Below are 24,569 nucleotides of genomic sequence, written 5' to 3'. Positions count from 1 at the left end.
CATGAAATCAGTATTCCTTATTAATAATCGACGCTTTCGTCACATTCCAGATGAGGGTGCGCGTGCTCGACGGGTGGCCCGGTGGACAACCGTAGCGACGGTGGGGTTGCTGGCGACGTCGCCGGCCAGGGCGCAGCTCTCCCAGGTCAATACGCTGCTGACGACGATCCAGACGACGCTGCTTGGCGTGGGCGGCGTGATTTGTTCGATCTCCATCATCTGGGCTGGCTTCCGGATGATGTTCCAGCATGCCCGGTTCGGCGACATCGCGAACGTGTTCATCGGCGGACTGTTCGTCGGTTGCGCGACAGTGATCGCCGGCATGCTGATTCCGACGAGCTGATCCGGGAGCGCGAATCATGAACCCGTTCAAGGATCCCGTCTTCAAGGGCTGCACGCGTCCCGCGATGCTCTGGGGCGTGCCGCTCGTGGCCTTTCTGATAGTCGGCGGCGGCATGCTGATCCCGGCTATCTGGGCGCTGCTCGCGAGCCCGCCGCTCGGCGTCGCGATCCTTTTCCTGATGATCCCCGTGTTTGTCGTGATGCGCGTCATCACGCGCCACGACGATCAGCGGCTCGCGCATTACGTGCTGCGCCTGCGACTGGTGCTGCGTCAGGGCAACCGCCGCTTCTGGGGCGGGCACGCTTACGTGCCGGTCCGCCTCAAGAGGAGGGCGTGACATGCCGGCCGAACCGCAACTCGTGTCCGTCGCCAACCGGGAAGTGCCGCTCGCGGGTTACATCCCATATTCGACGCACGTGACCGACCACGTCATCAAGACGTTAGAAGGCGACTACCTGCAGGTCTGGAAGATCGCCGGCATCGCGTTCGAGGCGGCCGACCCCGCCGATATCCTTGCGCGGCACGACGGGTTCAACCAGTTCGTGCGTGGGCTTACCGGCGGTCATGTGGCGCTCTGGTCGCATTGCTTGCGCCGACGCGTATCGGATCACTTCTCGACGGAATACCGCAACCGCTTCTGCGAGGAGTTGGCAACTCGCTACTACGCGAGCTTCGCGGGCTACCGGATGATGGCCAACGAGCTGTATCTGACAGTGGTCTATCGGCCCAACCGCACTCGGATGGGTCGGGTTTTCAGCCGCGCGGCGCGCCGCACGCGCGACGATATCCGGCGCGACCAGCTGGACGCGCTGAAGGTGATTGCCGAACTGGCTGCCCAGGTCGAGTCGAGCCTCAAACCCTACGATCCGGTCGCGCTCGGCGTCTATACGCGGCAGAGTCCTTTCACGCCGCACCCGCGCCGCTATTCGTCAGCGTTGGAACTGTTCGGCTATCTGGTGAACGGCGTCTGGGAGCGCGAGCCTGTGCCGTCCGGTCCGATTCGCGAGGCATTGCCGACCTCGCGCCTGTTCGTCAGCGCCGAGAAGATTGAGATCCGCATGCCGGCTGCGACACGATTCGCCGCGATGCTCGACCTCAAAGATTTTCCCGAAGACACCGAGCCGGGCATGCTCAACGGCCTGCTGTACGGTGACTTCGAGTACATCGAGACACAATCGTTCACGATCCTCGATCGGCCCAGCGCGAAGGAAGCACTGGAGCGGCAGCGAAACCAGCTGATTGCGGGCGAGGACGTGGCCGTGTCGCAGGTCGATGCGATGGACCGTGCGCTCGATGAACTGATCAACGGCGATTTCGTGCTCGGCGAATACCACTATTCGCTAGCCGTGCTCGGCGACTCGATCGATGAGGTGTCGAAGCGCACCGCAAAGGCCCGCACGCAGCTGGCCGATGCCGGTTTCCAGACGGCGCTGATCGACCTCGTCGCGGACGCGGCCTGGTTCGCGCAGCTCCCTGCGAACTGGCGGTACCGGCCGCGCGAGGCCAAGCTCACGTCGCGCAACTTCTGCGGCCTGTCGAGCCTGCACAATTTTGCGACGGGAAAGCGCGACGGTAATCCGTGGGGCGAGGCGATCACGATCGTCAAGACGCCGAGCGGCCAGCCGCTCTACCTGAACTTCCACGTCACGCCCGACAAGCAGGATTCGCTCGACGAGAAGGCGCTCGCCAATACCCAGATCATCGGCCGGGCTGGCGCGGGCAAGACCGTGCTCGAACTGTTCCTGCTTGCGATGGCGACAAAGTACGGCATCACGTCCGTGCTGTTCGACAAGGACCGCGGCACCGAGATCGCGATCCGGGCCATGGGCGGCATCTATACGGTGTTCAGCCGTGGCGAGCCGACCGGGCTGAACCCGTTCCAGATGGAACCGGACGAGTCCGTGATCGATTTCTGGGAGCGGCTGGTCCGCAAGCTCGTCGATGCCGGCGCGGCGCTGTCCGCAAAGGACGAACTCGACATTTCGCGCGCGGTGCGCGAGGTCGCGCGCATGGACAAGCCGCTGCGGCGTCTGTCGATGGTTCGGCAGCTTCTGCCGAACGTCGGCGAGAACAGCCTGCACGCGCGGCTCGCCAAATGGTGCGCGGGCGGGCGTCTCGGCTGGGTGCTCGACAACCCGACCGATCGCATCGATCTCGCGCAGGCGACGCTGTTCGGCTTCGACGACACCGAGCTGCTCGATGACGCGGAGGTCTCCACGCCCGTCACGATGTATCTGCTGCACCGGACCGAGAACCTGATCGACGGCCGGCGCTTCGTCTACGTCATGACTGAATTCTGGAAGCGGCTCGGCGATCCGGTCTTTACCGACTTCGCGCAGAACAAGCAGAAGACGATCCGCAAGCAGAACGGGCTCGGGATCTTCGACACGCAGTCGCCAGCCGATGTGCTGCGCAGCCCGATCGCCAGTGCGTTGATCGAGCAGAGCGCGACATTCTTCTTCCTGCCAAACCCGCGTGCCGATTACGACGACTATGTGCACGGCTTCAAGCTGACCGAGGCCGAATTCAATATCGTGCGCAACCTCGGCGAGAACAGTCGCATGTTCCTCGTCAAACAGGGGCATCGGTCGGCCATCGGCCGGCTTGATCTCGCAGGTCTCGGCGACGTGCTCGACGTGTTGTCCGGTACGACCGACAACGTCGAACTGCTCGACACGATCCGCGCCCAGGTCGGCGATGCGCCGCAGGACTGGCTGCCTGTTTTCCACGAGCAGCTGGCGAAGCGTCGCGCCGCGCAGGCCAGCGCACACCCATCGCAAGTATCGGGACCGGGAGGCGTGCGATGAGCGGCCTCTTTACCGCCGTCGGCGGCACGCTTGAGAACGGCATGTCGACCTACGTCACGAGCGTGTCGTCGGCATTGTCCGGCGCGCTCGTGCCGGTTGTAACCACCGCCGTTACGATCTGGGTGCTCGCCTATGGCCTTGCCGTGGTGCGCGGCGAAGCCCACGAGGCGGTGCCGGCCTTCGCGTGGCGCGGGCTGAAGGTGGCGATCACGCTCGCGTTTGCGCTCAGCGCCGGCATCTACCAGCAGCAGGTCGTCACCGCTGTCGATGGTGCCACGTCCGGACTCGCCCAGACGATCCAGAACGCGGCGAACACGACGGGCGGAGGCAATCCCGGTTGCGGTGCCGTCAGCGGCAGCAGCGTGACGGCGCAGGGTGCCGCGACCAGCATCTACCAGACGCTCGACTGCTACGACCAGCAGATCGATCTCGTGATGGACGCCTATTTCGACAAGGCGACGCATGAGGGATTCAGTGCGAGTGGCCTGGCCGCGGCTATCGGCGATTTCCTGTGTGGCCTGGTAGCCGCGCTCGGCGGATCGATTTTCCTGATCGTACTCGCGTTTGAGGTCGTGATGGCGCGGATGCTGCTCGATCTCGTACTCGGCCTTGGTCCGGTCTTTATCGCCTGTGCGGCGTTTGCGCCGACCGCGCGTTTCTTCGAGGCGTGGACCGCGAAGGTCGTCAATTACGCCCTGCTGCAGGTATTGGTCGCCGCATTCCTCGGCATGGCGCTCACAGCTTTCTCGGCCGATCTGACAGCCATGCATGCAACTGGAAGCGCGCCGGGTGCCGATGCATCGGCGCTTGCTCAAGCCATTTCCGCATCCCTGGACGGCGCGGCCGCGGCTGCCGCCGCGATTGGCTTGTTCGCCACCGGCGTGTTCCTCGCGATGGTCGGCTGGCAGTTGCCATCCGTGGCGGCGGGCCTGTCCGGCGGCGCAACTCTGTCCGGCTTCGGTGCCTTCGTGGCGGGTGTGGCCTCGCGCAGCCTGGTCGGCGCGATCGGACGGGCGCTCAAGGGCAACGGGCGCGGACCAAAGGCGGGCGGCGAGATTCACGACCGGACAGGTCCGGGCAGTGGCGGTGGTGCGGTGCCGGCCTATCAGCGCGTCGCGCGCGCGAACCTGGGCCAGCAGGGTGGCTGACGACGGATTGATGGCGAGGTGACGACGATGAACCAACGAATCAGATGGATGGGTGCCGCAGTGATCTCTGCGGTATCGGCGGCGTGTTGTGCGAGCGCGTATGCACAGGGTATTCCGGTCTTTGACGCACAGAACGTCGTGCAGGCCGTCGCGACGGTTGCCCAGCTCGAGCAGCAAGTGCAGCAGGAAATCCAGATCTATCAGTCGACGGTCGGCACACGCGGCTTCGGCGCGCTGATGAGCAACCCGGTCGTGGCGAACTCGCTGCCGTCGAACTGGCAGAGCGTCTATACGGCGGTCCAGAACGGCGGTTACTCGGGCCTGACGGGCGGCGCCCAGGCGCTGCGTTCCGCGAGCCAGATCTACAACTGCGAGGACCAGACCGGGATCGATCAGCAGGTCTGCCAGCGTGCGCTCAACAAGCCGTTCCAGGACAAGGCCTTCGGCCAGCAGGCCTACCAGACCGAACTGCAGGAGCTGAACCAGATCCGGAGTCTGGCGCAGCAGATCGATGCGACGCAGGACCCGAAGGGTGTCGCCGAGCTGCAGGCGCGTATCCAGGCCGAAACCACGACCGTCAGCAACGAGATGACCAAGCTGCAGCTGTTCCGGATGCTGTCCGAGACCGAGGACAAGCTCGTGGCCGAGCAGCAGGGCGAACTGGTGCTCAGTCGGGCCGGCAAGACGAACCGGCTGCAGGACCAGATGGTTCCCGCGTCGTTCGGGAACTGAGGAGGGTGTCATGTCTATGCCGACTTCCCTGACTTCCGTGGCATTGGCCGGTTGCCTCGCCTGGAGTCTTGCCGCGTGCAGCAGCGTTCCGCCGAAGCCCGTCCTGCCGGACGGGCTGCATCGCGTACCGGTCAACCGCGTGCCGCCGGTGCCCGAGGTGCCGAATGTAGCGCCCGATGTGGCGCTGACCACGCCGCCAGTGGTTGCCGATCCGCCCACGTTGCCGGATACCGGAGACCGATCATGAGCGCATCCCGCGATTACGCGCGCGTGCTCGACATCGAGGCGTCGCTGACCTGGCTGCAGGAGCGCTCCGAACGGCGCGCATGGCATGTCGCCTATGCCGCAGTCGGTGTCGCCGTGCTCAGTACCGCGGCGCTTGCGGTGATGGTGCCGTTCTATCGCGTGGTACCGCTGCCTATCGAAGTCGATCGCCTGACGGGCGAATCCCAGGTGATCGATGTACTCGATGCCCGCCACGTTCATACGAAGGAAATCCAGGACAAGCACTGGGTCGAGACCTATGTGCTGGCGCGCGAACGGTACAACTGGGGGTTGCTGCAGATGGACTACGACGGCGTGCTGTCCATGAGCGACGACGTGGTCGCGCGTGACTATCGCGGCATCTACAGCGGCCCCGATGCACTGGACCGGCGACTGGGCCCGGGCGGCGAGCGGCGCGTGCGGATTCTCTCGGTCACGCTGCCGCCGGACGAGCCCGGCCACGCCGTCGTCCATATCGAGCGCACCTCGTTCAGGAATGGCCAGGGCGATGCCGAACCGACGCAGCGTTTCGTGATCACGCTGGCTTATACCTACCGGCCACCCGTCTTCACGCGCGAGAGCGTGGCGATCGCCAATCCGTTCGGTTTCAAGGTCACGGCCTACAGCCGCGACGCCGAATATACGCCGCCGGCATCAGTGCCAACGTCGGCCGCGGCCGCAGGAGGCACGCCATGAAAACGCTTCTTTCCGCGCGTCTCCCCGTACTTTTCTCCGGTATCGCGCTGGCAGCGCTGCTTTGTTCCGGCATGGCCCACGCGGTCGATCTGCCGGGCTGGAACGACGACTCGCGCGTGCGACAGGTGATTTATCGCGCGGACGAGGTCGTGCGCGTCGAAGCGCAGCGCGGTTTCGCCACGCATATCGCACTCGATCCGCACGAGCAGATCCAGGTCGTCGCGCCCGGCGACCGGGACGGCTGGCAGGTGGTGGCGAACAAGGGCGATCACGACGTGTACCTGAAGCCGCAGCTTGCTGCGCACGACTCGAACCTCGAGATCCGCACCGACCGGCGTAGCTACAGCTTCGATCTGGTGGTGTTGCCGTTCGGATCGAAGTTCGCCAACGATCGGGTGATGTATCGCGTGACTTTCGTCTATCCGGACGAGCTGGCGAAACAGGCGCACACCGATTCGGATGCCGGGTTGGTTGCCCGGCGTCTTGCGCAGCTGCCCGCCGTTCGCAATGCACGGTACTCGATGCAGGTCATGCGCGACTCGGACGATATCGCGCCGACCGCCGCGTGGGACGACGGACGGTTCACCTATCTGCGTATCCCGAACAACCGGCGCATGCCGGCGATTTTCCGGGTGGCCGACGACGGCACCGAGAGCGTGGTGGACAAGCATGTCGAGGGCGACACGATCGTGGTCCACGAAGTAGCAAAACGCTTCGTGCTGCGGCTCGGCAACGAGGTCGTCGGAATCTGGAACGACGCCTATGACATGGACGGTGTGGCACCGCATGACGGCACGACGGTCAGCGGGGTGAAGCGCGTCCTGCGGAGTCACGACGATGAATGACGATACCCCGCGCAATCTGATCGAGCCCGATGACCCTCCCGGCTCGCGGCCGAACTCCAACCGGAACGATGGTGCGCCAGGCGCATCCGCTGATCGCGGTATGCCCGCGCTCGGTCAGTACCGCAGTGCCCGTCCGCGTGCCTGGTGGCTGACGCCGATGGTGATCGTGCTGGTCGTCGGTGCGGGTGCGGTCTGGACCGTGCATGGCTTCCTCGCACGCCATGATGCCGAGGCAAAGGCGCGGCGCGATTCGGTTGCCGACACGTCCACGCAGGGCCGCACGTTCAAGGACGCTCCAGCATCTGCGGCCATCGCAGCGTCGGCGCCGGTATCCGCGAGTGCCATTGTCGTTCGCCCGTTGCCAGCGTCAGCAGCGGCGGTAGCTGTCGCGCCTGTCGGCATTCAGCGTGGCGTGGCGCCCCGTACCTATTACGACGCGCCGCTGCTGGCCACGGGCGGTGGGCAGGAGACCTCGAGCGGATTGTCGGGTGCGCTGGAGGCGGGCGACCTGGCCGGTGCGGCGTCATCGGTCGCGGCAACGCTGTCCGGCGGCGCGGGAACGCCGGGCGCCGGATCGGGGCAGGCGGGAAGCACGCTCGCCCAGGCGCTGACGCCGGCGGCGACGCCGCGCGTGCGTGCCGCGATGCTTGGTAATCGCAGTCTCATCCTCGCGCAGGGAGCCAAGATCGACTGCGTGGGCGATACAGCCTTCGATTCAACCGAGGCTGGCATTTCGACCTGCACGGTCACGAAAAACGTGTATTCGGACGACGGCCATGTCCTGCTGATCGAGCGCGGTTCGCAGATCAACAGCCAGTACCGCTCGAACCTGTCTCCGGGCCAGAAGCGCGTTTTCGTATTGTCCGCGCGTATCAAGACCCCGGACGGCGTAACGGTCGAGATCGACTCTCCCGCGGCCGATGCGCTCGGCCGCATGGGGATGGACGGTTACGTGGACAACCACTGGGGCCAGCGTATTGGTGCGGCGATGCTGCTCGGTATGACGCAGGACGCGATCGGCTATCTGGCGACGCGCGGCGGCAACAGCAACGGCTCGGTCGTGTTCGAGAACACGCAACAGCAGGGCAACGACATGGCCACGCGCGTGCTCGACAGCACGATCAATATCCCGCCGACGCTGAAGCAGAACCAGGGCGCAGAGTTCACGATCGTCGTCGCGCGCGACCTCGATTTCGGATCGGTCTACGCGCTGCAGCCGGAGGCTACGCCATGATGCCCCGCGCCGACACACCCGATCGCGATCCGGTTCTGGCCCGGTTGCCCGACGACGCCTCGTTGCGTGAACTGATGCGACCGTTCGCACCGCTACTCGAGGATGCCGACGTGACGGAACTCGTGATCAACCGGCCACAGCGCGTGCTGACCGAGAACTCGCGTGGCTGGCACGGCCATGATTGTCTGGACCTCGATTTCGACCGGCTGATGTCGTTCGCCGTGGCGGTGGCCACGCTGACCAGCCAGGAGATATCGGCCCAGCATCCTGTCCTGTCGGCGCTGCTGCCTGGCGATGCCCGTATCCAGATCGTGGTGCCGCCGGTCGTTTCGCCGCGCACGGTCTCGGTCACGATCCGCCGCCCGTCCGCGCGCGAGAAGACCCTCGACGCCTACCGTGACGAGGGTCTGTTCGACGATACGGTATGGCATCGCCCGGACGGACTTGATGCGGCGTTGCCCGTGCTGCGTGCGGAGGACCGCCGGCTCGTCCGGTGTCTGGAGGAGCGTGACTGGGGCACGTTCTTCGAGCGCGCGGTCACGGACCGGCTCAATCTCGTGATCGTCGGCAACACGGGTTCGGGCAAGACCAGTTTCATGAAGACCCTGTGTCGCTCGATTCCGGCGACCGAGCGGATCGTGACGATCGAGGATGTCCGCGAGCTGTTCATCCGGCATATCGAAAACTGCGTCCACCTGCTGTACAGCAAGGGCGGCCACGGCCAGGCGCGCGTCACGCCCGCCGATCTCATCGCGAGCACGATGCGCATGCGCCCCGATCGCGTGCTGCTGGCCGAATTGCGCGGTGCCGAGGCCTACGACTTCCTCAAGCTCCTGACGACGGGGCACGCCGGTTCGATCACAAGCTATCACGCGCCCAATGCCGCAGTGGCAATCGAGCGTTTCGCGCTGATGGCGAAGGAACACGCCGAGGCTGCAGCCTGGGACGATGCCGCGCTCAAGCGCCTGCTGTTCCTGACGATTGATATCGTCGCACACATGGAGGCGCATCCGGTACTGGATGCGGCGGGCGAGCAGGTCGGCCGGCGTTGGGGCATGACCGAGGTCTGGTTCGATCCGGTGCGCAAGGCGCGCACCGCGTTCGTATAGGGAGATGGCCATGACCCGACCGAACGCGCATGTGCTCCAGCAGGCCCGGGTGGTGGCCGTGACGCTGGCTGTGCTTGTTTGCCTCCTTGGCGGTCTGGCCGCGTCGCTCTGGCTCGCATCGTTCTTCCTGTATGCGAGCCTGCGGATCAACCCGCTGCACGCGGGTCTGTCGAGCTGGCTCGACGCGGCGCTGGCCTGGCGGCACGGCCTGATGCCGAACGCTGGCCGCAAGCTTGCGGGGGCCGCGCTCTTTGGCGTGCTGCTGTCGTTCGGCGGGCCGGTCTTCGGTCTGCATGCCTTGTGGGAGCGTTCGGGCCGGCGCCGTCTTTACGGCAGCGCGCGCTTTGCGAGCGAATCGGAAATCCGTCGCGCGGGGTTGCTATGACGATGCCCGCCTACCTCGACACCTTGCCACCGATTGTCGTCGGCGTGTGGCGCGGTCGTTACCTGTGCTTTACCGGCCAGCAGTTCGTGCTGCTGGCGGCACCCGCGCGTTCCGGTAAAGGCACGGGCATCGTGATCCCGAACCTGCTCAGTTTCCCGGATTCGGTCGTGGTGCTCGACGTGAAGCAGGAGAACTACGCCATCACTGCCGGCTTTCGCCGCGCGCACGGGCAGGAGGTGTACCTGTTCAATCCGTTCGCCGAGGACGGCCGCACGCATCGCTACAACCCGCTCTCGGCGATCTCGGACGGCCTGTTCCGGGTCGGCGATATCCTCGCGATCGGCTACGCCCTGTATCCACCCGGTGGCCACGATGATTTCTGGAAAGACCAGGCACGCAACCTGTTCCTCGCCATTGTGCTATTGCTGTGCGAGTGGCGCGACGCGCGCCGGGCCGACAGAGGCACCTCGATCCCGAACTATCCCGTCACGATCGGCGAGGTGCTGCGGCAGTCGTCAGGCAACGGCATGCCGGTCAAGACGTATCTCCAGCGCGCGCTGGTTCAGCACCGTGACCTGCTGTCGGGGCAGTGCGTCGATGCGCTGAACCGCTTCCTGTCGAACGACGACAAGGTGCTGGCCAGCGTCCTCGCCACTTTCAATGCGCCGCTGACGATCTGGGCCAATCCGGTCGTCGACGCGGCGACGAGTGCGAACGATTTCGATCCGCGCGATCTGCGCCGCCGCCGCATCTCCATCTATATCGGTGTGACGCCCGATCATCTGTCAGAGGCGGCGCTGATCGTGAACCTGTTGTTTTCGCAGGTGATCAACCTGAACACGAAGCAGTTGCCCGAGGCCGATCCCGCACTTCAGTTCCAGTGCCTGCTGCTGCTCGACGAGATGACGGCGATCGGCAAGATCCATATTCTCGCCCGAGCCGTTGCCTACATGGCGGGCTACAACCTGCGCCTGCTGTCGATCGTGCAGTCGATCGCGCAGCTCGAATCGGTTTACGGGCGGGCCGATGCCCGGACCTTCATCACGAACCACGCGATGCAGATCCTCTATGCGCCGCGCGAGCAGAAGGACGCAAACGACTACTCGGAGATGCTGGGCACGCTGACCGACCAGTCGCGCAGCGTCAGTCGGTCGAACGCGATCTTCGGCGGCCGGGGCGGATCGAGCGAGAGCGTGTCCGAGCAGCGCCGGCCGCTGCTGCTACCGCAGGAGTTGAAGGAGCTGGGGCGCGACAAGGAAATCATCGTGCTCGAAAACACCAAGCCGATCCTGGCCGACAAGATCTGCTACTGGCGTGATCCCGAGTTCGCCTCCCGCGTGACGACTGCGCCAGTCGTGCCTGCGATGAACCTCGCGCACTTCAGTGCCGTGACCGAGCGCCGGCTGCGCGACCTGCAGCCGGACGAGATCGATCCGGATGGCATGGGGCTGATCCATCTGCCGCCCGAGTATCTGGAGGTGCTGCAGGCATGGGACCCGCGTGATCTGCCACCGAACCTTGCCGATATCAGCGAGGACGACGCGGTGGCATATGTCGAGCGGCACTTCAGGCTGCTTGGCGTGCCGGCCCGGAAGATTGCACGGGCAAGACGCCATCTGAGCGCGGACGACCTCGATGTGGCTGAACTTGACTTCGTTGAACCTGCCCGGCGCGCTGCCACGAATGGTTCGCAGGCAGATCCGCAAGCGACCGGAGTCCTGCAATGACGACGCCCTATGTGAACGAGGCCGACCGCGCGCGTGCTGCGCTTGCCGTGATCCCGGCCGACGACTATGAGACCTGGGTCGATATGGCGTTTGCGCTCAAGCAGGGATTTGGCGACGAAGGGTTCGAGATATGGGACGCCTGGAGCCGGACGGCCGCCAACTATAACGAGCGCGCGGCCCGCACGACCTGGCGCTCGGCCAGCGCATCGGGCGGCAAGACCTTGTCCACGTTGTTCTGGCATGCACGCCAGCATGGCTTCGATCTCCGGCGCGGGCATTACCCCGACCAGATGACGGCCGTGCTCGCACCGTCTGCTGAAGTGCTCGCGCAGCGCGAGCGTGAGGTGGCCCGGCGCGAGGCTCGCCATGCCGCGGTTGCCCGCGAAGCAGCGTCGATCTGGGACTGGGCGCGTCCGGTCGGGCCGGCACATCCGTATCTGGAGCGTAAGCGCCTTGAACCAATGGACACGCTGCGCGAGCTGGACGCGCTGGAGCTGCGTGCGCTGCTCGGCTATGTGCCGGCTAGCGAGGAAGAAACGCTCGCGGGGCGCGTGCTGCTCGTGCCGGTCTGGAACGGGCCGATCTCGACGCTGGAGCTGATCGACGAGCAGGGGCTGAAGTCGTCGCTGGCTGGCGGCGTGAAGAAGGGCGGTTACTGGATGACGGAGCCGGCACTGGTTCCGGCCGACGAGTCGTCGCTGATCCTGATCGCCGAGGGCATGGCGACGGCCCTGTCTGCGTCACGCGCGACAGGCTGGTTCGCGGTGGCGGCGCTCTCGAGCGGGAATCTGTCGCTGGTGGCGACGGGCCTGCGCGAACGATATCCCGATGCGGATCTCGTTGTCCTGGGTGAACTGGGGCGCGGCGAGGCGCAGGCGCGACAGGCAGCCGAAGATGCGCGGGCGCGTGTGGCCTGGCCGGAGTTTGCGGCGGACGCGCGCATTGACGACAAGGTGCCGAACGACTTCAGCGACATGGCCGTGCTCTCGGGTTTCGATGTGGTTGGCGCGTATCTGCGCGAGGTGGTCCGTTCGGTGGTGAGAGCAGATGACGGCTTGGTGCCGGATGCCATGACTGCATCCGACGTGACCGTGTTTGCGATGGACGAGCATGAGGAGGACGGAGAAATGGGCAACGTCAAGGAAAAACTGTTGACCGACGACGGAGCCAGTCCGCGTCGCCGGTCGTCGAAACGCAGTGCGCCGAAGCCGGCCGGGACTGATGTGCCAGTCGCAGGCGAAGCAGCACCCGCAGCGGTGCCGGTCGAATCGCCTGTTGCTGCTTCACCGGCAGCTGCACCGCCGTCCACCGATTCGCCGCGTTTCCCACCGTCGCGCCCGCCGGTCGGTGAGCCCCTGTTTGCTGTTGGCGACGTGCCGACCGAAGTCAGGGCACTGGCCGAGCATCGATTCGGCTCGCCGCTGAAGATGGGTACGCCGCGCGAAAACGGCGGACCGTATCGCGGCGAGGTGTTCAACACCGAACACTATCTCATCCAGGAGGTGGCGACGCGCAGCGTCGTGTTCCACAGCAAGGATCAGATGACGTTTGTGTCCGACCGCCTGAAATGGATGGACGAGAACGCACGGCTGAACGGCTCGGAGTTGCAGGTTGGCTATGACGGCAGTCAGGCGAAGGTCTATCCGTGGGACCGCGCGCGCGACCTGCTCGATCGGGCCGTGCGCTCGCTGAAGAAGTCGGCGCAGGAGCTGAACTTCAGCCCCAACCTCGAAGGGATGCTTGACCAGTTGCAGACTCGGTCGTGGGCACGTATCCGCGAGCTGCGGGCCGAGACGGTGGAGAAGTCGAAGGAACACGGCGCATCGCGCGAGGCGGGTACGGAGCCGGATCGATAAGCCGTCGCAATGCAGTACCGGACGAAAGTATTTTGAATGGATGAGGTGGTCACATGGCGCAGACAACTTCGGCTCAGGAGGCCGATCCGGTCATCAACGTGATCGAGCCGGACATGCCGGGCAATGGTGGCGGGCCGGCTCCGTCGAGCGCTCATCGGGAGCCGTTGGATGCGGTTGCAATGGATGCGGTATCGGCGCGGCGTCGGCGCGAGTTCGACGCTGCGCGCGCGAGGCTGCGTGCCCAGGCCATACGTGAAGATCGCGGCGAGGCCAGGCAAGCGGGGGCACAGACACCTGCTGATGTGCCGGGAGACGTGGATAGACATCGTGCGCCGCTTGAGCAACTGCCGGAGCGCGTGCGTAAACGCTACCTGCGCGCGGGCAACCAGTATTTCCTGAAGGATGCGCCATACCAGCTCGCGTTCGAGGATCTGGGACCGTACCTTGTCACCGAGCACAACCGTCCGGACGTGGTCGAGTCGATGGTCGACATGGCGCATGCGAAGTCGTGGCAGCGCATCCGGGTATCGGGCCACGAGGCGTTCCGTAGCGAGGTCTGGCTGCAGGCGACGCTGCTCGGCATCGACGTCAGCGGGTACGAGCCGAAGGCGGCGGATCTGGCCCGTCTCGCCGATGCCCGGCAGGCGCGGCTGGACAATCGCATCGAGGTGGCGGCAGATGCCGCTGCCGCTTCGGGGACACAGGGGCGCAACGATTCACGGCCTGCATCGACGGCTGCCGAGCCGGGAGGTACTCGCTCAGGCGCTAGCGGCGCTTCGCCAGTCGTACCGGAGTCCGATGTCGTACCGGGGCCGCGCACCGCGACTGGACGAAATACCGCAGGCGATGAACCTGACGTGCCGCGACGGTATGCCGGTCAATTGCTCGAACATGGCGGCGCACCGTATCTGCACAACCCTGCGCGCAGCGATTCCTATTACGTGGTGTTCCGCGATCAGGCGGGCGTTGACCAGGCGGTATGGGGCGTCGATCTCGAGCGTGCTGTAGGGGAGTCGGGCGCTGGCATCGGGCAACAGGTCGTGCTCGAAAACCTCGGCAAGCGTCTCGTGACCGTGCGCGTGCCGATCTTCGATGGTGCGGGAACTGTGGTCGGCGAAGAGGACAAGGACGTTTACCGGAATACCTGGCACGTCGAGGCTGTACACCGCGCGCAGGATGTTTCTGCTTCACCGAAATCGGACAATCGGCCGGATGGCGAAGCGCGTTCGAGCGATTCGCCGGCTGTGCCTGTTACTGAGCCGGAACCGCATCATCGCCGCGCAGCACAGCGTCAGGAACATGATCCGGCCATGCATCTGGCCGTGCTGGCGATGGCCATGCGCGAGCAGGGTTTCAGCGATCGCTCGATTGCCCGCGTGCAGCAGCGCGCCGAACGCCTACTGGTTGCGTTCGGAAAAGATGGCACGCCTGTCCCGACGCCGAGGGTGTTTGATCCGAAGGCACCGTCGGGTCGCGATCAGCGTCGGCGTTCATCGGCGGAACGTGCCCCGGCTCCCGAGATCGATCGGGCGCTGGCCGAGCCGTCGCCGTTGTCCCCGTCACGCTGAGGTGGATTGTGGTCGTGCGCGAGCGCCTGTGCGTCGAACTCGGTACGGCCAAACTGCGCTGGGACGATTGGTGTGCACGACGCGGTCTCACAGCCGGCGAGGGCGCACGTCAGGTGATCGTGGCTGCTATCGGCGATGACGGGGGCGAACCATCAATCACGTCCGGGATCAGGCTGGCTAGCCCTGTCGTTGGCGAGCCGCGCACCCGTATTGAAATTCGTCTGACGGCGGTGGAATTGGTTGCTGTCGAGCAGCGCGCGACAGCATCGGGTCTGAGTTGCAATCGCTGGATCGTGTCGCTGGTTCGCGCGCAGTTGACACGCGAACCGCAGCTCGGTGAGCACGAAATGCGGGCGCTGTCGGCGTCGAGTCAGCAGCTTGCAGATATCAATCGCGTGTTGGGCAGGCTCTTGCGCGCAGGTAGTACGGAACTGGTCGACGCGGATCAGATGGGCTGGGCGGACATTCGAGACCGGATTGACGCCCACCTACGTGCGAGCGCGGCTGTGATCCGCGCAAACCTCGACCGATGGAGTCGATGACATGGTCTACCCGAAAATTTATATCGATGCGATGCTTGTGAACTGGGGCGACCGACTGTTCCACGAGCCGCTGAGGCACGCGCGTGCGCTGCGGCTTTCGCGCGCGGGTATCCATGATGAGGCGGCTCGCATGCGCGCCCAGATCGCGAGAACACTCAGGCGCACGCCGGAGGTGATGGTCAAGATCACAAACAAAGCGGCCGGCGCGCAGGGCATGGGTGCGGTGCGCCGACATCTGCGCTACATCTCCCGTAACGGTCGGGTCGAATTGGAAGACCAGAACGGCGACCGTGTTATCGGTGTCGAAGCGTTGCGTGATCTCACGAAAGCCTGGCAGCTCGGAGGATGGGGTATCCCGGAGACCAGTACACGCCGGGAGGTTTTCAACATCCTGCTGTCGATGCCGCCGGGTACCGACCGGCAGGCCGTGCGCGATGCAGCGCGTGGCTTTGCGGCGCAGGAATTCGGTGATGGCCGCGCATATGTCTTCGCGGCACACGATGACGAGGCCCATCCGCATGTGCATCTGAGCGTGCAGGTACGCGGATCAGACGGGCGCCGACTGAATCCGCGGCACAAGGATCTTCAGCGTTGGCGGGAGCATTTCGCGGAGCAATTGCGGGAGCACGGTGTCGAGGCCAACGCAACGCCCCGGCACGCGCGCGGCGTGACGCAACGATATCCGAAGCCGGCGGTCATGCACATGATCACGCGTGGCGAAACGCCGAGATACTGGAAACCGCTGCCGACCGACGCACAGCGTGATGCGGGGTGGATTGCTCATGGTGGAGTATTTGCCGCCTGGCGCGAGATGGCCTATGCGATGGCGAAGTCGCGTGTGCGCGAGGATCGCGCGATGGCGGTGGAGATGGCGTACTTCGTTGGGGGCATGCCTTTGCAGCGAGACCGGCCCGTGTCGGAACGTGCGCGGGACGTGAGGCGAGAGCAACCGAGGCCAGAGGCGCCGGAAGCCGGAGGTCGGGCGGACGATGTCGGACCGGACGTGGAACGTTGACGCCAGGAAGGCGGAATGGCTGTACCCCTCGCTCCCTGGATCGGCGGCAAGCGACGTCTGGCCGATATCCTGATCCCACGTTTCCCGCCGCATACTTGCTATGTCGAGGTATTTGCGGGCGCGGCGGCGCTGTTCTTTTTGCGGCCGCCGGCAGAGGTCGAAGTGCTGAACGATGTCAATGACGATCTCATCAATCTATATCGCGTCGTGCAGCACCATCCTGAGGAGTTCATCCGCCAGTTCAAATGGGCGTTGAGCAGTCGTCAGGTGTTCAAGTGGCTGAGCGATACGCCGCCTGAAACCCTCACAGATATCCAGCGCGCCGCGCGCTTCTATTATCTGCAGCAGAACTGCTTCGGTGGCCGTGTCGAGGGGCGCAGCTTCGGCACGGCCACGACGTCGCCGCCGGGACTCAATCTGATGCGCCTCGAGGAAGCACTATCGGCTGCTCATCTCCGTCTGTCCGGCGCTTATATTGAAAAGCTCGACTGGCAGATCTGCATGAGCCGGTACGATCGGCCACACACGTTATTTTTCCTCGACCCGCCGTATTGGGAGACGGAGGGGTACGGCGTGCCATTTGGTATTGAGCAATATGAGCTGATGGCTGCCGTCATGACGGAGATAAAGGGGCGCGCGATTCTGACTGTGAACGACCATCCAGCTATGCGGCAGATATTTTCCGGGCTGGATTTTGAGCGGACAGAGATCCAGTACACGGTTGGTGGCTCGGCATGCACGGCGCCAAGCGGAGAACTGATTCTTTATATCTGAAACAGGGCCGATGACCCGGCGGGCCTGTTCTGACGTATGGATAGTTGAGCGATAAATCCGCCTTGTTCTCGATGGGATGTCCGGCATCGCCCGAAATTTACGGATCGACGAACCACGCAGCGGGCCCGGCCTTGAACGTGAGGACGAGCAGAAAGAGCAGGGCAATCAAAAGCATCGGCACGCCGTAGATCGCCAGCGGAAAAAACAGGGCGAGCTGGAGTGCCGATCCACCCGCGCCGTGAAGGGCGTCGGTATCCCGGATGTTTTCGTAGATCAGCCATGCAATCGCAGCCAGTCCCATTCCCATGAGGATGATTCCGCCTGATTGCGGGTCATGGCGCAGGTACGCAGTCCCACACGCATAGAATCCCCACCACAGGAAATTGATGCCGATGGCGGCGAGCCAGAATCCTCGCTTCGTGAAAAGGCGGTAGCCGAAGCGGCGTCGGCAGTGGAAGCTGAAGATCTGGATTCCCTTGGTAATCCCGACGACAGTACCGAGGATAATGGCGAGTTTCAGAAATTCCACGGAATGTTCTCCCGGATATTCGTCCCGATCTTGCCGCCTTACTGTTGATCGGGAAGGCTTGGCGTGGTGATCCTTCTTCAAATATAGATCGTCACGCCACGAATGCAACGGTCCCGACTTCTGGTGGCTTAGGTTAATCTCCCATGCGTTCGAAGCCAGTGGGTAAACCGATACCCGGTCGCCCCCATCGAAGAAAAGGCGAATAGCAGTAATGAGTTGCCTTCGGGCGGCATCAATCTTTGTCACGCGCATGTCGATCTACTCCTGCACGTGCAGCTTGTGGAAAAGTTCGGCCATCGCTTGGCGGTACGCATCCGGGTCCTTTTCGTGCGCTTGCGGATGTGCGTGCTGCACCATGTAACCGGCCATCATGTGAGTAATCGCATTTGCCTCGGTCTTGATCCACTCAGCGAGTTCGATGACGGGCGTATAGTCGGCAGCGTTGTTCGTCTCGGGCCACGGCCAGCCGTGATGTATGAACCATCGGTGCATTAACTCGTTTCGACGCTCTATCAGGGTGTTTAACCGCTCCTCCAGATCCGTCGCAATCTGCCCTCCATCGCGGAGCGTCTTGACCACGTTGGCGGACGCCGTTTTGTATTTCTTCTCGTCGATCATGCCGCCCGACGTCTTGCGGTAGACCTCGTCCGTGAGCATTTTGAAGCCTTCGTGGATCGACACGAAAGTCACCTCGAACATCTGCATCGCGATCACTGCGCGCCCGATCGCCTCGTAAGCCTGTTCCATTTTCCGCTCTCCCGGTGGTGAACCAGTTCGGGAATTGTACAGGCCAACTGAGCAACGGCATCAGGCAAGCCCACTCCAAACTTAACGAGTGAAGATCGGATCGACCTCGTTACTCGGTTAGTCCTGCAAGTCCGGTTCGGTATCACTGACTTGTGCTTCTTGCTGTCGCACTCAATTGTGTAAGGTGCCCAAAACCGGCGTAAGCCTATCCTGCCATCCCTTGTTTTCTGTGCATTTTTTGTGGTCCGGAGTAAAAGCCGTGCGCGGAGGTTTCTGCGTTAGCGTAAACGGCCGATCGTGCCGTGGAGAACGGCATGCGTTGTCGTTTCGATGACGATGCGACGTGGGGTTGTGTGTGTATCAACGCATTGCGTAAAACGATGTGTTAAGGGATGCGCAGCCAGTGCGTCTTAAACTGCGAACCAGTGGCTAACCCAATGTGTGAAGTGTGCGCGCTGTCGTGCATTGGGCGCTCACAAAAATGCGAATGGTTTGCCGGGTAAATGTGCTGATCGATGCGCTTTGCGAGGCGCATGAAAATACAAAACGAGAGAGTGTACTGGGAGCCAATGCAACGCTCGGAACGAGTGAAAGCATGTGAACGGTGCGATTCGAGCGGTGCGCTATGGCGCGAGCATCGAACGCGCAGACGAGAGCGATACACCATGAGCAGTTCCCGGCTAGGCGTGTACAGTCTGCATGCCTACATGTGACGCAACCGAGACTGGAATCCGACGTCAAGGTGATGGTCTCCGGAGTCAACGGCAAGCGCTGCCCCGGCGCTCCTGGATGCGTCGGTGAAGCGTGTCGCGCGCGCACCACTTACGAAAAAAATGTGTTGTTCTCCTACATTCCATTCGCTGCCGGTGTGTTCCTGAGCGAGCAAGTCATGCGCAAAAGCCGTCTTGACGCGTGCTCAGGACGTGCGCACGATGGTGTCACAGCGATGCGTAGCCGATGTTCAGGAGGGTAACGATGCCTGTTGCGAAGGCCTATACGAAGTCGCAATGGGCGGCGTTTGCCCGCGCGCTCGATGCGCTGCCAGAGAAGCCGGATTCCGAACGTGGCGTGACGGTGCGCGATGCGATGAAGGACATGCGTGTGCGCGTGCGGACTGCGCAGGCGAAGGGCTATACGCTGGAGCAGATCGCGGAGCAGGCGCGGCAGCAAGGACTCGACATCACGGCTGGGACGATTCGCTACGCACTGCGCTCGACCGGGAAAGGTGGTAGCGCTGGTGGTGTTGCGCGGCCCGCGGCAGGTGCACGCGCGCTAGGGGTTGAGAAGACAATCCCGGCGCAATCGCGCGCGCAGGATGCGACGTCTCAGACAAAGCATGTTCGCAAGGATGGGGGGAAGACGGAAGCCAGACCGCGATCCGGGCCAGTGCAGGGTGCACTCGGATTTGCGATCCGGCCCGACACCGACGATCTGTAGAGGAGTTGCGATGGATACAGCAATCAATCCCATCTATCTCGTGGGCGGCGGCAAGGGCGGTGTTGGCAAGAGCCTCGTCGCGCTCGCGCTGCTCGATCATCTGCAGCGGCGCGGCGTCAAGCCCGTGCTGGTAGAGAACGACACGTCAAACCCTGACGTGATGAAGGCCGTGCAGGGCGAGATTGAATGTGCCGCGTTTGATCTTGACGAAGCGGACGGCTGGATCAATTTCGTGAACTACTGCGACGAGCATCGTGACGCAGTGGTGGTGGTCAGCACGGCAGCCCGCAACCAGGATGGCGTCGCCCGCTACGGCGCGACGCTGGCCAGCACGCTGGGCGAGCTTGGCAGACGGCTCATCGTGTTCTGGGTGATCAACCGGCAGCGCGACAGTCTGGAACTGCTGCGCCAGTTCGGGGAGACGTTTCCAGATGCGGTTACACATGTTGTGCGCAATGGCCACTACGGCGCGCCGGACAGGTTCGTGCTGTATCAGGACTCGAAAATCCGCAAGAGTGTCGAGGCGAAGGGCAAGTCGCTCGACTTTCCGGAACTCGCGGATCGCGTGGCGGACGATCTGCGCAGTCAGCGCCTGTCGGTGCGCAAGGCGGCAGAGTCGCTGCCCATTGGGCAGCGCGCGGAACTGCTGCGCTGGCGGGCCCTCTATGACACGATGTTCACCGGGGTGACGGGCAATGCCTGAACGGCGGGCGCGGCGCGGACGTCCTGTCGATCCGCTCGCCCGGCTCTTTTACGACGTGACCGGCGAGAAGCCGGACGATGCGAGCCTGCTGCGCATGCGCCGGGTGTCGGTGGCCCTGAATCTGCGCGACAACGATGCGCTGTGGTCGGTGCTGGCGGTGCTCGAATACTATGCGCGGCTCTACGAAGCGATGCCGGAGCGCATCCGGCAGGCAGGCAAGGGCAATCTGGACGCAGTGCGGGATGAGGCACGTGAGGCAACGGACGCGTTGATGGCGCAGCACCGCGACGCGCTCGCGCGCTGCAAGGCGACCATAGAACTCGCGGAACGGATGACCGTTGAACACGAGGCGAGGTATCGCGCGACGCTCGCGGCACTGAATGAACAGGCGTTGGTTGCGCAGGCGGGGCGCGCGGCTGACCGGATAGCGCGCATCGCGGGAAACCGGGTAGTGGGCGCGGTAGCCGTCGCGGCTCGCGAGCACCGGCAGCAACTCGACGCAGCGGTAGCTCTGTTTGAACGGGAAATGAGCGCGGCAGCGGCGCGCGCCGCGAAGGTTGAGCAGATAGCCGCGCGACGGATGACGAAGGCGTTCCGCGCACTGGTGGTGGGGGCGCTGATCGTGATTCTGCTCGCGGCGACAGCGGGTGCGGTGGCGGGCCGCTACTCCGGTAGTCATATGGTGCGGGCAGAGGGTTTGCCGTCTGCCCGCACCGGTCATACTTCCTTTATGCCGCCTTTCATGAACGCGAGCGCATCATGAAGCGTGCGCGAGGTTGGCAGCGGTCGGAAAGGGCCACGGCGGCTGCGTGCTGGCTGGGGCGGGAGCCACGGCCACACCGCAAGCCGTGTTGTTGATGCCACCGTGATTGGTCCCGGGCTCGGCGGCACCTTCGTCGTCGTCCTGCGCCTCGTCAGAACCATTGCCAGTATCCGGGCCGTGTTTGTCCTCCCCGGGGTTCCCGTCCTCGTCGTCGCGTGCTTCCCATGACGGCGTGACCGGGATTTCCGTATCGGTGAGGATTTCCGGGAGCCACGCGACCTTCGCCAGCCGCAGTTCGGCTGCGGCAGCGGCGTCGGCCTTCTTCATCTTTCCGAGGTCGGCGGCAACCCTGGGCGACACGGCTGCGGACACGACTTCCCCAATGCGCGCCTTGCTGACATGATCGAAATACGTGGTGCGGGTCGGCGTCCAGTACCGGGTCATGTCCAGGTGCAGCGCGCCCGCGAGCGCGCTGATCGCCTGCGGCTTTTCCTCGCCCACGATGCCATCGAGCAGGGTGCCGGTGCAGAAGGCAAGCAGGTCGAGCAGCGTCGTTCCGGGATCCTGTTTCGCGAGCCACGGCAACAGATCGGCGCGTTTCGCAGGCAACTCTGCGCCCCATCGGGCGCGCTGTGCCTCGATGGTGTTCCATGCGGGGCAGCTGGGCAGGTCGTCCGCCGCGCGCAGCAGGCTGTCGCGATTGTTGTCGCCGGATAACGCCAGATAGTCAGGCGCGGACGTGTAACCGTAGTGCTCAGGCAGCGCCTGCGGAACGAGATGCCGCAACAGGGCGGCGAGCGCGACGGCGGGCTGCGTGACCATTTCGGCGTGGATGGCGACGGTGCGGTGCGCGGTGAGTCGCTGGCAGAGTTTCGCGCTGTGGACCGGCCTGAGCTTCGGAACAGGACCGTCTGCCGGGTCCGCAGCTTCCGCCTGCGGCGTGCCGGTGACCGTTGCACCTGCCGCGTCCAGCGCCGCACTGTTCTCGCGCCGCACGAGACCGCGCTCGATGAGCAGTTTTCCCTGCGGATCGATGATTACAAACGCGCCTGCCTTGGCCATCTGCTCTGTATCCCACACCAGGGCGCGGCTTTCGAGTGCGGCTATCTCAGCGTTGACCAGTCCGATTTCGGCATCGAGGCGGTCGGCTTCCTCATAGGCATTTTCATCGTCCTCGGAGAGCGCCTCCAGCTTCCCGGCTAGGTCGTCCTGCTGTGCGGTGAGTGCGTCCATCTCGCGCTGCTCGTCGTCCGTAAAGGGGTGTTGGATGGGGCGCAGCTTGCCGTAGCGGTTAAGCTCCAGCACGTCGTGCTCGACGCGGGTTTCTGTCCATCCCCAACCCTCGGCGCGCACTTCTTCTGCTGCTACGTCGAGCTTCTGCGCGACGAGCCGCTGCAGCAGTTTGGCATCGGCAATGTAGCCCGCATTCCCGTCGTCACTGAAGAGGTCACGACGTACATACCCTCCCGCTGCTTCGTAGGTGTCGAGGCCGATAAAGCGCACAAGACGGCTGCGGCTCGCGTCGATTTCGGCACGCGTGATGGCCTGCCGCAGATAGTTGGGCTGGCGCTGCCACTCGTTCGCATCGAACCAGATGTGTTCCTGCGTTTCATGGTTGTCCGCGAGGGCGAGTGCGGCAAGCTGGTCGAGCGTGATCGCGTCCTCCCGCAACAGGGTCAACAGTTTTGGGGATACATTGGCGAGCTTCATGCGCCGTTTGACCGTGAGCGGCGAGGCGGAAAAGAGCGCGGCGATGTAATCGACGCTTCGCCCTTCCTCGGCCAGCATCCGGTATGCGCGCAACACGTCGAACGGGTCGAGTCCTTCGCGCTCGGTATTTTCGATCAGGGAAATGGCGAGGGCTTCGCCTTCGCTGACGATTCGCACGGGGACTGGGTAGTCGGCGGCGATGTCTTTCTGTTCGAACAGAAGGTCGAGCGCGGCCTCGCGGCGCTGACCGGCGCACACGCCATATTTGCGTTGCCTGCCGCGCGATCCTTTTATCTCGTGGACGACGAGGTTTTGCAGCAGACCCTTGGCCCGGATATTGGCAGCGAGGCCAGGAATGCCCGACAGGGGTTTCGTGCGCGCATTAAGTGGCGAAGGCCGCAGGGTGGAATACGGGACGGTCACGATGGGCTGCTCGTTACCGAAGTGGGATTCGAGCACGGCCACGGGTTCGGCGGTATCTACCGTCATGGTTTCGGATTGGGCTTGCATGACTGACTCCAGAATGTAGAAAAGAGAGTTCCGGGCCGGGCACTATCGGATTTCATCAGGACTCGACCCGGAGAGGAGTCCTGATGGATAATGAGAGGAAGCGGATTTCTCGCCCCTGTTGTCGCTACGCTTTCATCTGGCGCATTGCATCCGCGAGCATCCAGAGGGCGCGGTTGAGCTTCACGTTCTGGTCAATGCCGGTGATGGGACGGGTGGACATCGAGCGCCCCGTGCGCGAGCGACCATGCAGGCCGCCTTTGGTGAGGTTTTCCTGCACGCGGTTAAAGACGGTCCAGAGGTCGTCGCGGCGATCCTCGAAGCGGCGCGGGGAGAGCAACTGGCTGTCGGTGACCGGGGCCGGGGCCTCGGCGTCGGTCGGGTCGTAGCGCAGCGCCAGTGCGGAGCGGGCGAACGCGTGCTGTTCGTCGCGGTCGAGCGTGACGGTACGCATGCCTTCCTTCTGCTCGCGGATCAGGTCGAAACCGTCGAGCACGTCGAACGCACCGTTGATCACGTTCTGGACGATGTTGCCCTTGTGCGGGACGCGGATATCGGCGACGTTGTCGCCCGCCACCATGCCGTTCTGGCAGACGAAGCGCAGCATGCCCGCGAGCATTTGGTAACTGCTGGTGCCGTCGTGCGAGTTCAGCAGCACGATTTCGTTGGCTTCCTCGCCCGTAATCTGATCGGCGTGGCGAAGCCGAAGCATGTGCTTCGTGTAGTCGCGACGGTCGTCGTGCCGCACGCGCGTCTGACAGACCATGAAAGGCTGGAAACCTTCATTGCGCAGACCGCACAGGACGTCAATGGTCGGAATGTAGGTGTAGCGTTCGGAGCGGCTCTCGTGCTTGCCGTCCGCGAAGATTGACGGGGCAACGCGGCGAATCTGGTCGTCTGACAGGGGCGAGTCAGCGCGCAGCATCGGGGAGCCGTAACGGAAAGAAGAAGCGAGTTGCATGGCAATCTCCAGAGTCAAGGTTGAGGACCTGAATCGGGCGAAGGGATGTGACTTGCCGTTGCGGCTGAACACCTCCCGGTGGAACTCGGGGTTGGCTTTGCTGCCGCCTGGCTCCCGGGTTCCCGCCCGTGCGACTCAAGGAGCCAATAGTGGGCGGGTGTCAAGGA

Annotated in this window: 24 protein-coding genes; 20 read left to right on the top strand and 4 right to left on the bottom strand. The window is 64.0% G+C overall.

Going from position 1 to position 24,569, the window contains the following annotated elements:
* Position 1: 1 nt before the first annotated feature.
* Genes U5805_RS13930 through U5805_RS13850 form a run of 17 tightly spaced genes read left to right on the top strand, consistent with a single transcriptional unit; the run spans position 2 to position 17,045 of the window.
* A complete protein-coding gene (locus tag U5805_RS13930) occupies positions 2 to 343 on the top strand; it encodes a TrbC/VirB2 family protein (RefSeq protein WP_322104061.1) in 342 nt (113 codons plus the stop codon).
* Between the two features lie 16 nt (positions 344 to 359).
* The gene (locus U5805_RS13925; protein ID WP_322104060.1) at positions 360 to 680 is read left to right on the top strand and encodes a VirB3 family type IV secretion system protein; all 321 of its coding nucleotides are present in this window, start codon (positions 360 to 362) and stop codon (positions 678 to 680) included.
* A 1-nt stretch (position 681) separates the two neighbouring features.
* Positions 682 to 3,150 (top strand): VirB4 family type IV secretion/conjugal transfer ATPase, encoded by a 2,469-nt coding sequence (locus U5805_RS13920; protein ID WP_322104059.1) that lies wholly within the window; start codon positions 682 to 684, stop codon positions 3,148 to 3,150.
* Positions 3,147 to 4,298: a type IV secretion system protein gene (locus tag U5805_RS13915; protein ID WP_322104058.1), complete on the top strand. Its 1,152-nt coding sequence runs from the start codon at positions 3,147 to 3,149 to the stop codon at positions 4,296 to 4,298. The genes U5805_RS13920 and U5805_RS13915 overlap by 4 nt, the downstream gene beginning before the upstream one ends.
* 27 nt (positions 4,299 to 4,325) lie before the next feature.
* On the top strand, positions 4,326 to 5,030 hold the full coding sequence (locus U5805_RS13910) for a type IV secretion system protein (protein WP_322104057.1): 705 nt from the start codon (positions 4,326 to 4,328) through the stop codon (positions 5,028 to 5,030).
* Between the two features lie 10 nt (positions 5,031 to 5,040).
* Positions 5,041 to 5,277 carry a hypothetical protein gene (locus U5805_RS13905; protein ID WP_322104056.1) on the top strand — a complete coding sequence of 79 codons (237 nt, stop codon included), beginning with the start codon at positions 5,041 to 5,043 and terminating at the stop codon, positions 5,275 to 5,277.
* A complete protein-coding gene (locus U5805_RS13900) occupies positions 5,274 to 5,990 on the top strand; it encodes a type IV secretion system protein (protein WP_322104055.1) in 717 nt (238 codons plus the stop codon). The genes U5805_RS13905 and U5805_RS13900 overlap by 4 nt, the downstream gene beginning before the upstream one ends.
* A complete protein-coding gene (gene virB9, locus U5805_RS13895) occupies positions 5,987 to 6,835 on the top strand; it encodes a P-type conjugative transfer protein VirB9 (RefSeq protein ID WP_322104054.1) in 849 nt (282 codons plus the stop codon). The genes U5805_RS13900 and virB9 overlap by 4 nt, the downstream gene beginning before the upstream one ends.
* A complete protein-coding gene (gene virB10 / locus U5805_RS13890; RefSeq protein WP_322104053.1) occupies positions 6,828 to 8,069 on the top strand; it encodes a type IV secretion system protein VirB10 in 1,242 nt (413 codons plus the stop codon). Before virB9 ends, virB10 begins: the two co-directional genes overlap by 8 nt.
* Positions 8,066 to 9,178, top strand: coding sequence for a P-type DNA transfer ATPase VirB11 (virB11, locus tag U5805_RS13885; RefSeq protein WP_322104052.1), 1,113 nt, complete (start codon positions 8,066 to 8,068; stop codon positions 9,176 to 9,178). Before virB10 ends, virB11 begins: the two co-directional genes overlap by 4 nt.
* A 10-nt stretch (positions 9,179 to 9,188) precedes the next feature.
* Positions 9,189 to 9,563 (top strand): hypothetical protein, encoded by a 375-nt coding sequence (locus U5805_RS13880; RefSeq protein WP_322104051.1) that lies wholly within the window; start codon positions 9,189 to 9,191, stop codon positions 9,561 to 9,563.
* On the top strand, positions 9,560 to 11,290 hold the full coding sequence (locus U5805_RS13875) for a type IV secretory system conjugative DNA transfer family protein (protein ID WP_322104050.1): 1,731 nt from the start codon (positions 9,560 to 9,562) through the stop codon (positions 11,288 to 11,290). The genes U5805_RS13880 and U5805_RS13875 overlap by 4 nt, the downstream gene beginning before the upstream one ends.
* Positions 11,287 to 13,146: a PriCT-2 domain-containing protein gene (locus U5805_RS13870; RefSeq protein ID WP_322104049.1), complete on the top strand. Its 1,860-nt coding sequence runs from the start codon at positions 11,287 to 11,289 to the stop codon at positions 13,144 to 13,146. Before U5805_RS13875 ends, U5805_RS13870 begins: the two co-directional genes overlap by 4 nt.
* 53 nt (positions 13,147 to 13,199) lie before the next feature.
* Positions 13,200 to 14,714 (top strand): LPD7 domain-containing protein, encoded by a 1,515-nt coding sequence (locus U5805_RS13865; protein ID WP_322104048.1) that lies wholly within the window; start codon positions 13,200 to 13,202, stop codon positions 14,712 to 14,714.
* Between the two features lie 14 nt (positions 14,715 to 14,728).
* On the top strand, positions 14,729 to 15,256 hold the full coding sequence (locus tag U5805_RS13860; protein ID WP_322104047.1) for a plasmid stabilization protein: 528 nt from the start codon (positions 14,729 to 14,731) through the stop codon (positions 15,254 to 15,256).
* Position 15,257: 1 nt separating this feature from the next.
* Positions 15,258 to 16,271, top strand: coding sequence for a relaxase/mobilization nuclease domain-containing protein (locus U5805_RS13855; RefSeq protein ID WP_322104046.1), 1,014 nt, complete (start codon positions 15,258 to 15,260; stop codon positions 16,269 to 16,271).
* Positions 16,272 to 16,286: 15 nt separating this feature from the next.
* Positions 16,287 to 17,045 (top strand): DNA adenine methylase, encoded by a 759-nt coding sequence (locus tag U5805_RS13850; RefSeq protein ID WP_322104045.1) that lies wholly within the window; start codon positions 16,287 to 16,289, stop codon positions 17,043 to 17,045.
* 97 nt (positions 17,046 to 17,142) lie between these two features.
* Here U5805_RS13850 and U5805_RS13845 read toward each other — a convergent pair whose 3' ends face one another.
* Both U5805_RS13845 and U5805_RS13840 read right to left on the bottom strand, forming a co-directional pair.
* Positions 17,143 to 17,826 (bottom strand): hypothetical protein, encoded by a 684-nt coding sequence (locus tag U5805_RS13845; protein ID WP_322104044.1) that lies wholly within the window; start codon positions 17,824 to 17,826, stop codon positions 17,143 to 17,145.
* Between the two features lie 6 nt (positions 17,827 to 17,832).
* Positions 17,833 to 18,321 carry a hypothetical protein gene (locus U5805_RS13840; RefSeq protein ID WP_322104043.1) on the bottom strand — a complete coding sequence of 163 codons (489 nt, stop codon included), beginning with the start codon at positions 18,319 to 18,321 and terminating at the stop codon, positions 17,833 to 17,835.
* Positions 18,322 to 19,296: 975 nt separating this feature from the next.
* Here U5805_RS13840 and U5805_RS13835 point away from each other — a divergent pair.
* From U5805_RS13835 to U5805_RS13825, 3 genes are read left to right on the top strand one after another with little or no spacing between them, the layout of a single operon-like run.
* Complete coding sequence (locus U5805_RS13835; protein ID WP_322104042.1) at positions 19,297 to 19,758, top strand: hypothetical protein; 462 nt, start codon at positions 19,297 to 19,299, stop codon at positions 19,756 to 19,758.
* Between the two features lie 10 nt (positions 19,759 to 19,768).
* A complete protein-coding gene (locus tag U5805_RS13830) occupies positions 19,769 to 20,461 on the top strand; it encodes a protein mobD (protein WP_322104041.1) in 693 nt (230 codons plus the stop codon).
* Positions 20,454 to 21,224 carry a hypothetical protein gene (locus tag U5805_RS13825; protein WP_322104040.1) on the top strand — a complete coding sequence of 257 codons (771 nt, stop codon included), beginning with the start codon at positions 20,454 to 20,456 and terminating at the stop codon, positions 21,222 to 21,224. The genes U5805_RS13830 and U5805_RS13825 overlap by 8 nt, the downstream gene beginning before the upstream one ends.
* Here U5805_RS13825 and U5805_RS13820 read toward each other — a convergent pair.
* The gene (locus U5805_RS13820) at positions 21,219 to 23,444 is read right to left on the bottom strand and encodes a ParB/Srx family N-terminal domain-containing protein (protein ID WP_322104039.1); all 2,226 of its coding nucleotides are present in this window, start codon (positions 23,442 to 23,444) and stop codon (positions 21,219 to 21,221) included. The genes U5805_RS13825 and U5805_RS13820 overlap by 6 nt on opposite strands.
* A 124-nt stretch (positions 23,445 to 23,568) precedes the next feature.
* Positions 23,569 to 24,402, bottom strand: a complete 834-nt coding sequence (locus U5805_RS13815) for a DUF932 domain-containing protein (RefSeq protein ID WP_322104038.1) — start codon at positions 24,400 to 24,402, stop codon at positions 23,569 to 23,571.
* Positions 24,403 to 24,569: the final 167 nt, after the last annotated feature.

The organism is Paraburkholderia sp. J41 (assembly GCF_905220235.1).
Classification (GTDB): Bacteria; Pseudomonadota; Gammaproteobacteria; order Burkholderiales; family Burkholderiaceae; genus Paraburkholderia.
Note: the sequence above shows the minus strand (reverse complement) of the source record. Positions and strands in the feature narration are given on the sequence as shown.

Bases quoted from the DNA above. Each gene is read 5' to 3' on its own strand.
- U5805_RS13900 (WP_322104055.1), top strand. From the start codon at position 5,274: ATGAGCGCATCCCGCGATTACGCGCGCGTGCTCGACATCGAGGCGTCG.
- U5805_RS13855 (WP_322104046.1), top strand. From the start codon at position 15,258: ATGGTCTACCCGAAAATTTATATCGATGCGATGCTTGTGAACTGGGGC.
- U5805_RS13845 (WP_322104044.1), bottom strand. From the start codon at position 17,826: ATGCGCGTGACAAAGATTGATGCCGCCCGAAGGCAACTCATTACTGCT.
- U5805_RS13820 (WP_322104039.1), bottom strand. From the start codon at position 23,444: ATGCAAGCCCAATCCGAAACCATGACGGTAGATACCGCCGAACCCGTG.
- U5805_RS13875 (WP_322104050.1), top strand. From the start codon at position 9,560: ATGACGATGCCCGCCTACCTCGACACCTTGCCACCGATTGTCGTCGGC.
- U5805_RS13915 (WP_322104058.1), top strand. From the start codon at position 3,147: ATGAGCGGCCTCTTTACCGCCGTCGGCGGCACGCTTGAGAACGGCATG.
- U5805_RS13850 (WP_322104045.1), top strand. From the start codon at position 16,287: ATGGCTGTACCCCTCGCTCCCTGGATCGGCGGCAAGCGACGTCTGGCC.
- U5805_RS13910 (WP_322104057.1), top strand. From the start codon at position 4,326: ATGAACCAACGAATCAGATGGATGGGTGCCGCAGTGATCTCTGCGGTA.
- U5805_RS13830 (WP_322104041.1), top strand. From the start codon at position 19,769: ATGGATACAGCAATCAATCCCATCTATCTCGTGGGCGGCGGCAAGGGC.
- U5805_RS13840 (WP_322104043.1), bottom strand. From the start codon at position 18,321: ATGGAACAGGCTTACGAGGCGATCGGGCGCGCAGTGATCGCGATGCAG.
- virB9 (WP_322104054.1), top strand. From the start codon at position 5,987: ATGAAAACGCTTCTTTCCGCGCGTCTCCCCGTACTTTTCTCCGGTATC.
- U5805_RS13835 (WP_322104042.1), top strand. From the start codon at position 19,297: ATGCCTGTTGCGAAGGCCTATACGAAGTCGCAATGGGCGGCGTTTGCC.
- virB11 (WP_322104052.1), top strand. From the start codon at position 8,066: ATGATGCCCCGCGCCGACACACCCGATCGCGATCCGGTTCTGGCCCGG.
- U5805_RS13870 (WP_322104049.1), top strand. From the start codon at position 11,287: ATGACGACGCCCTATGTGAACGAGGCCGACCGCGCGCGTGCTGCGCTT.
- U5805_RS13865 (WP_322104048.1), top strand. From the start codon at position 13,200: ATGGCGCAGACAACTTCGGCTCAGGAGGCCGATCCGGTCATCAACGTG.
- U5805_RS13815 (WP_322104038.1), bottom strand. From the start codon at position 24,402: ATGCAACTCGCTTCTTCTTTCCGTTACGGCTCCCCGATGCTGCGCGCT.
- U5805_RS13920 (WP_322104059.1), top strand. From the start codon at position 682: ATGCCGGCCGAACCGCAACTCGTGTCCGTCGCCAACCGGGAAGTGCCG.
- U5805_RS13905 (WP_322104056.1), top strand. From the start codon at position 5,041: ATGTCTATGCCGACTTCCCTGACTTCCGTGGCATTGGCCGGTTGCCTC.
- virB10 (WP_322104053.1), top strand. From the start codon at position 6,828: ATGAATGACGATACCCCGCGCAATCTGATCGAGCCCGATGACCCTCCC.
- U5805_RS13880 (WP_322104051.1), top strand. From the start codon at position 9,189: ATGACCCGACCGAACGCGCATGTGCTCCAGCAGGCCCGGGTGGTGGCC.
- U5805_RS13930 (WP_322104061.1), top strand. From the start codon at position 2: ATGAAATCAGTATTCCTTATTAATAATCGACGCTTTCGTCACATTCCA.
- U5805_RS13925 (WP_322104060.1), top strand. From the start codon at position 360: ATGAACCCGTTCAAGGATCCCGTCTTCAAGGGCTGCACGCGTCCCGCG.
- U5805_RS13825 (WP_322104040.1), top strand. From the start codon at position 20,454: ATGCCTGAACGGCGGGCGCGGCGCGGACGTCCTGTCGATCCGCTCGCC.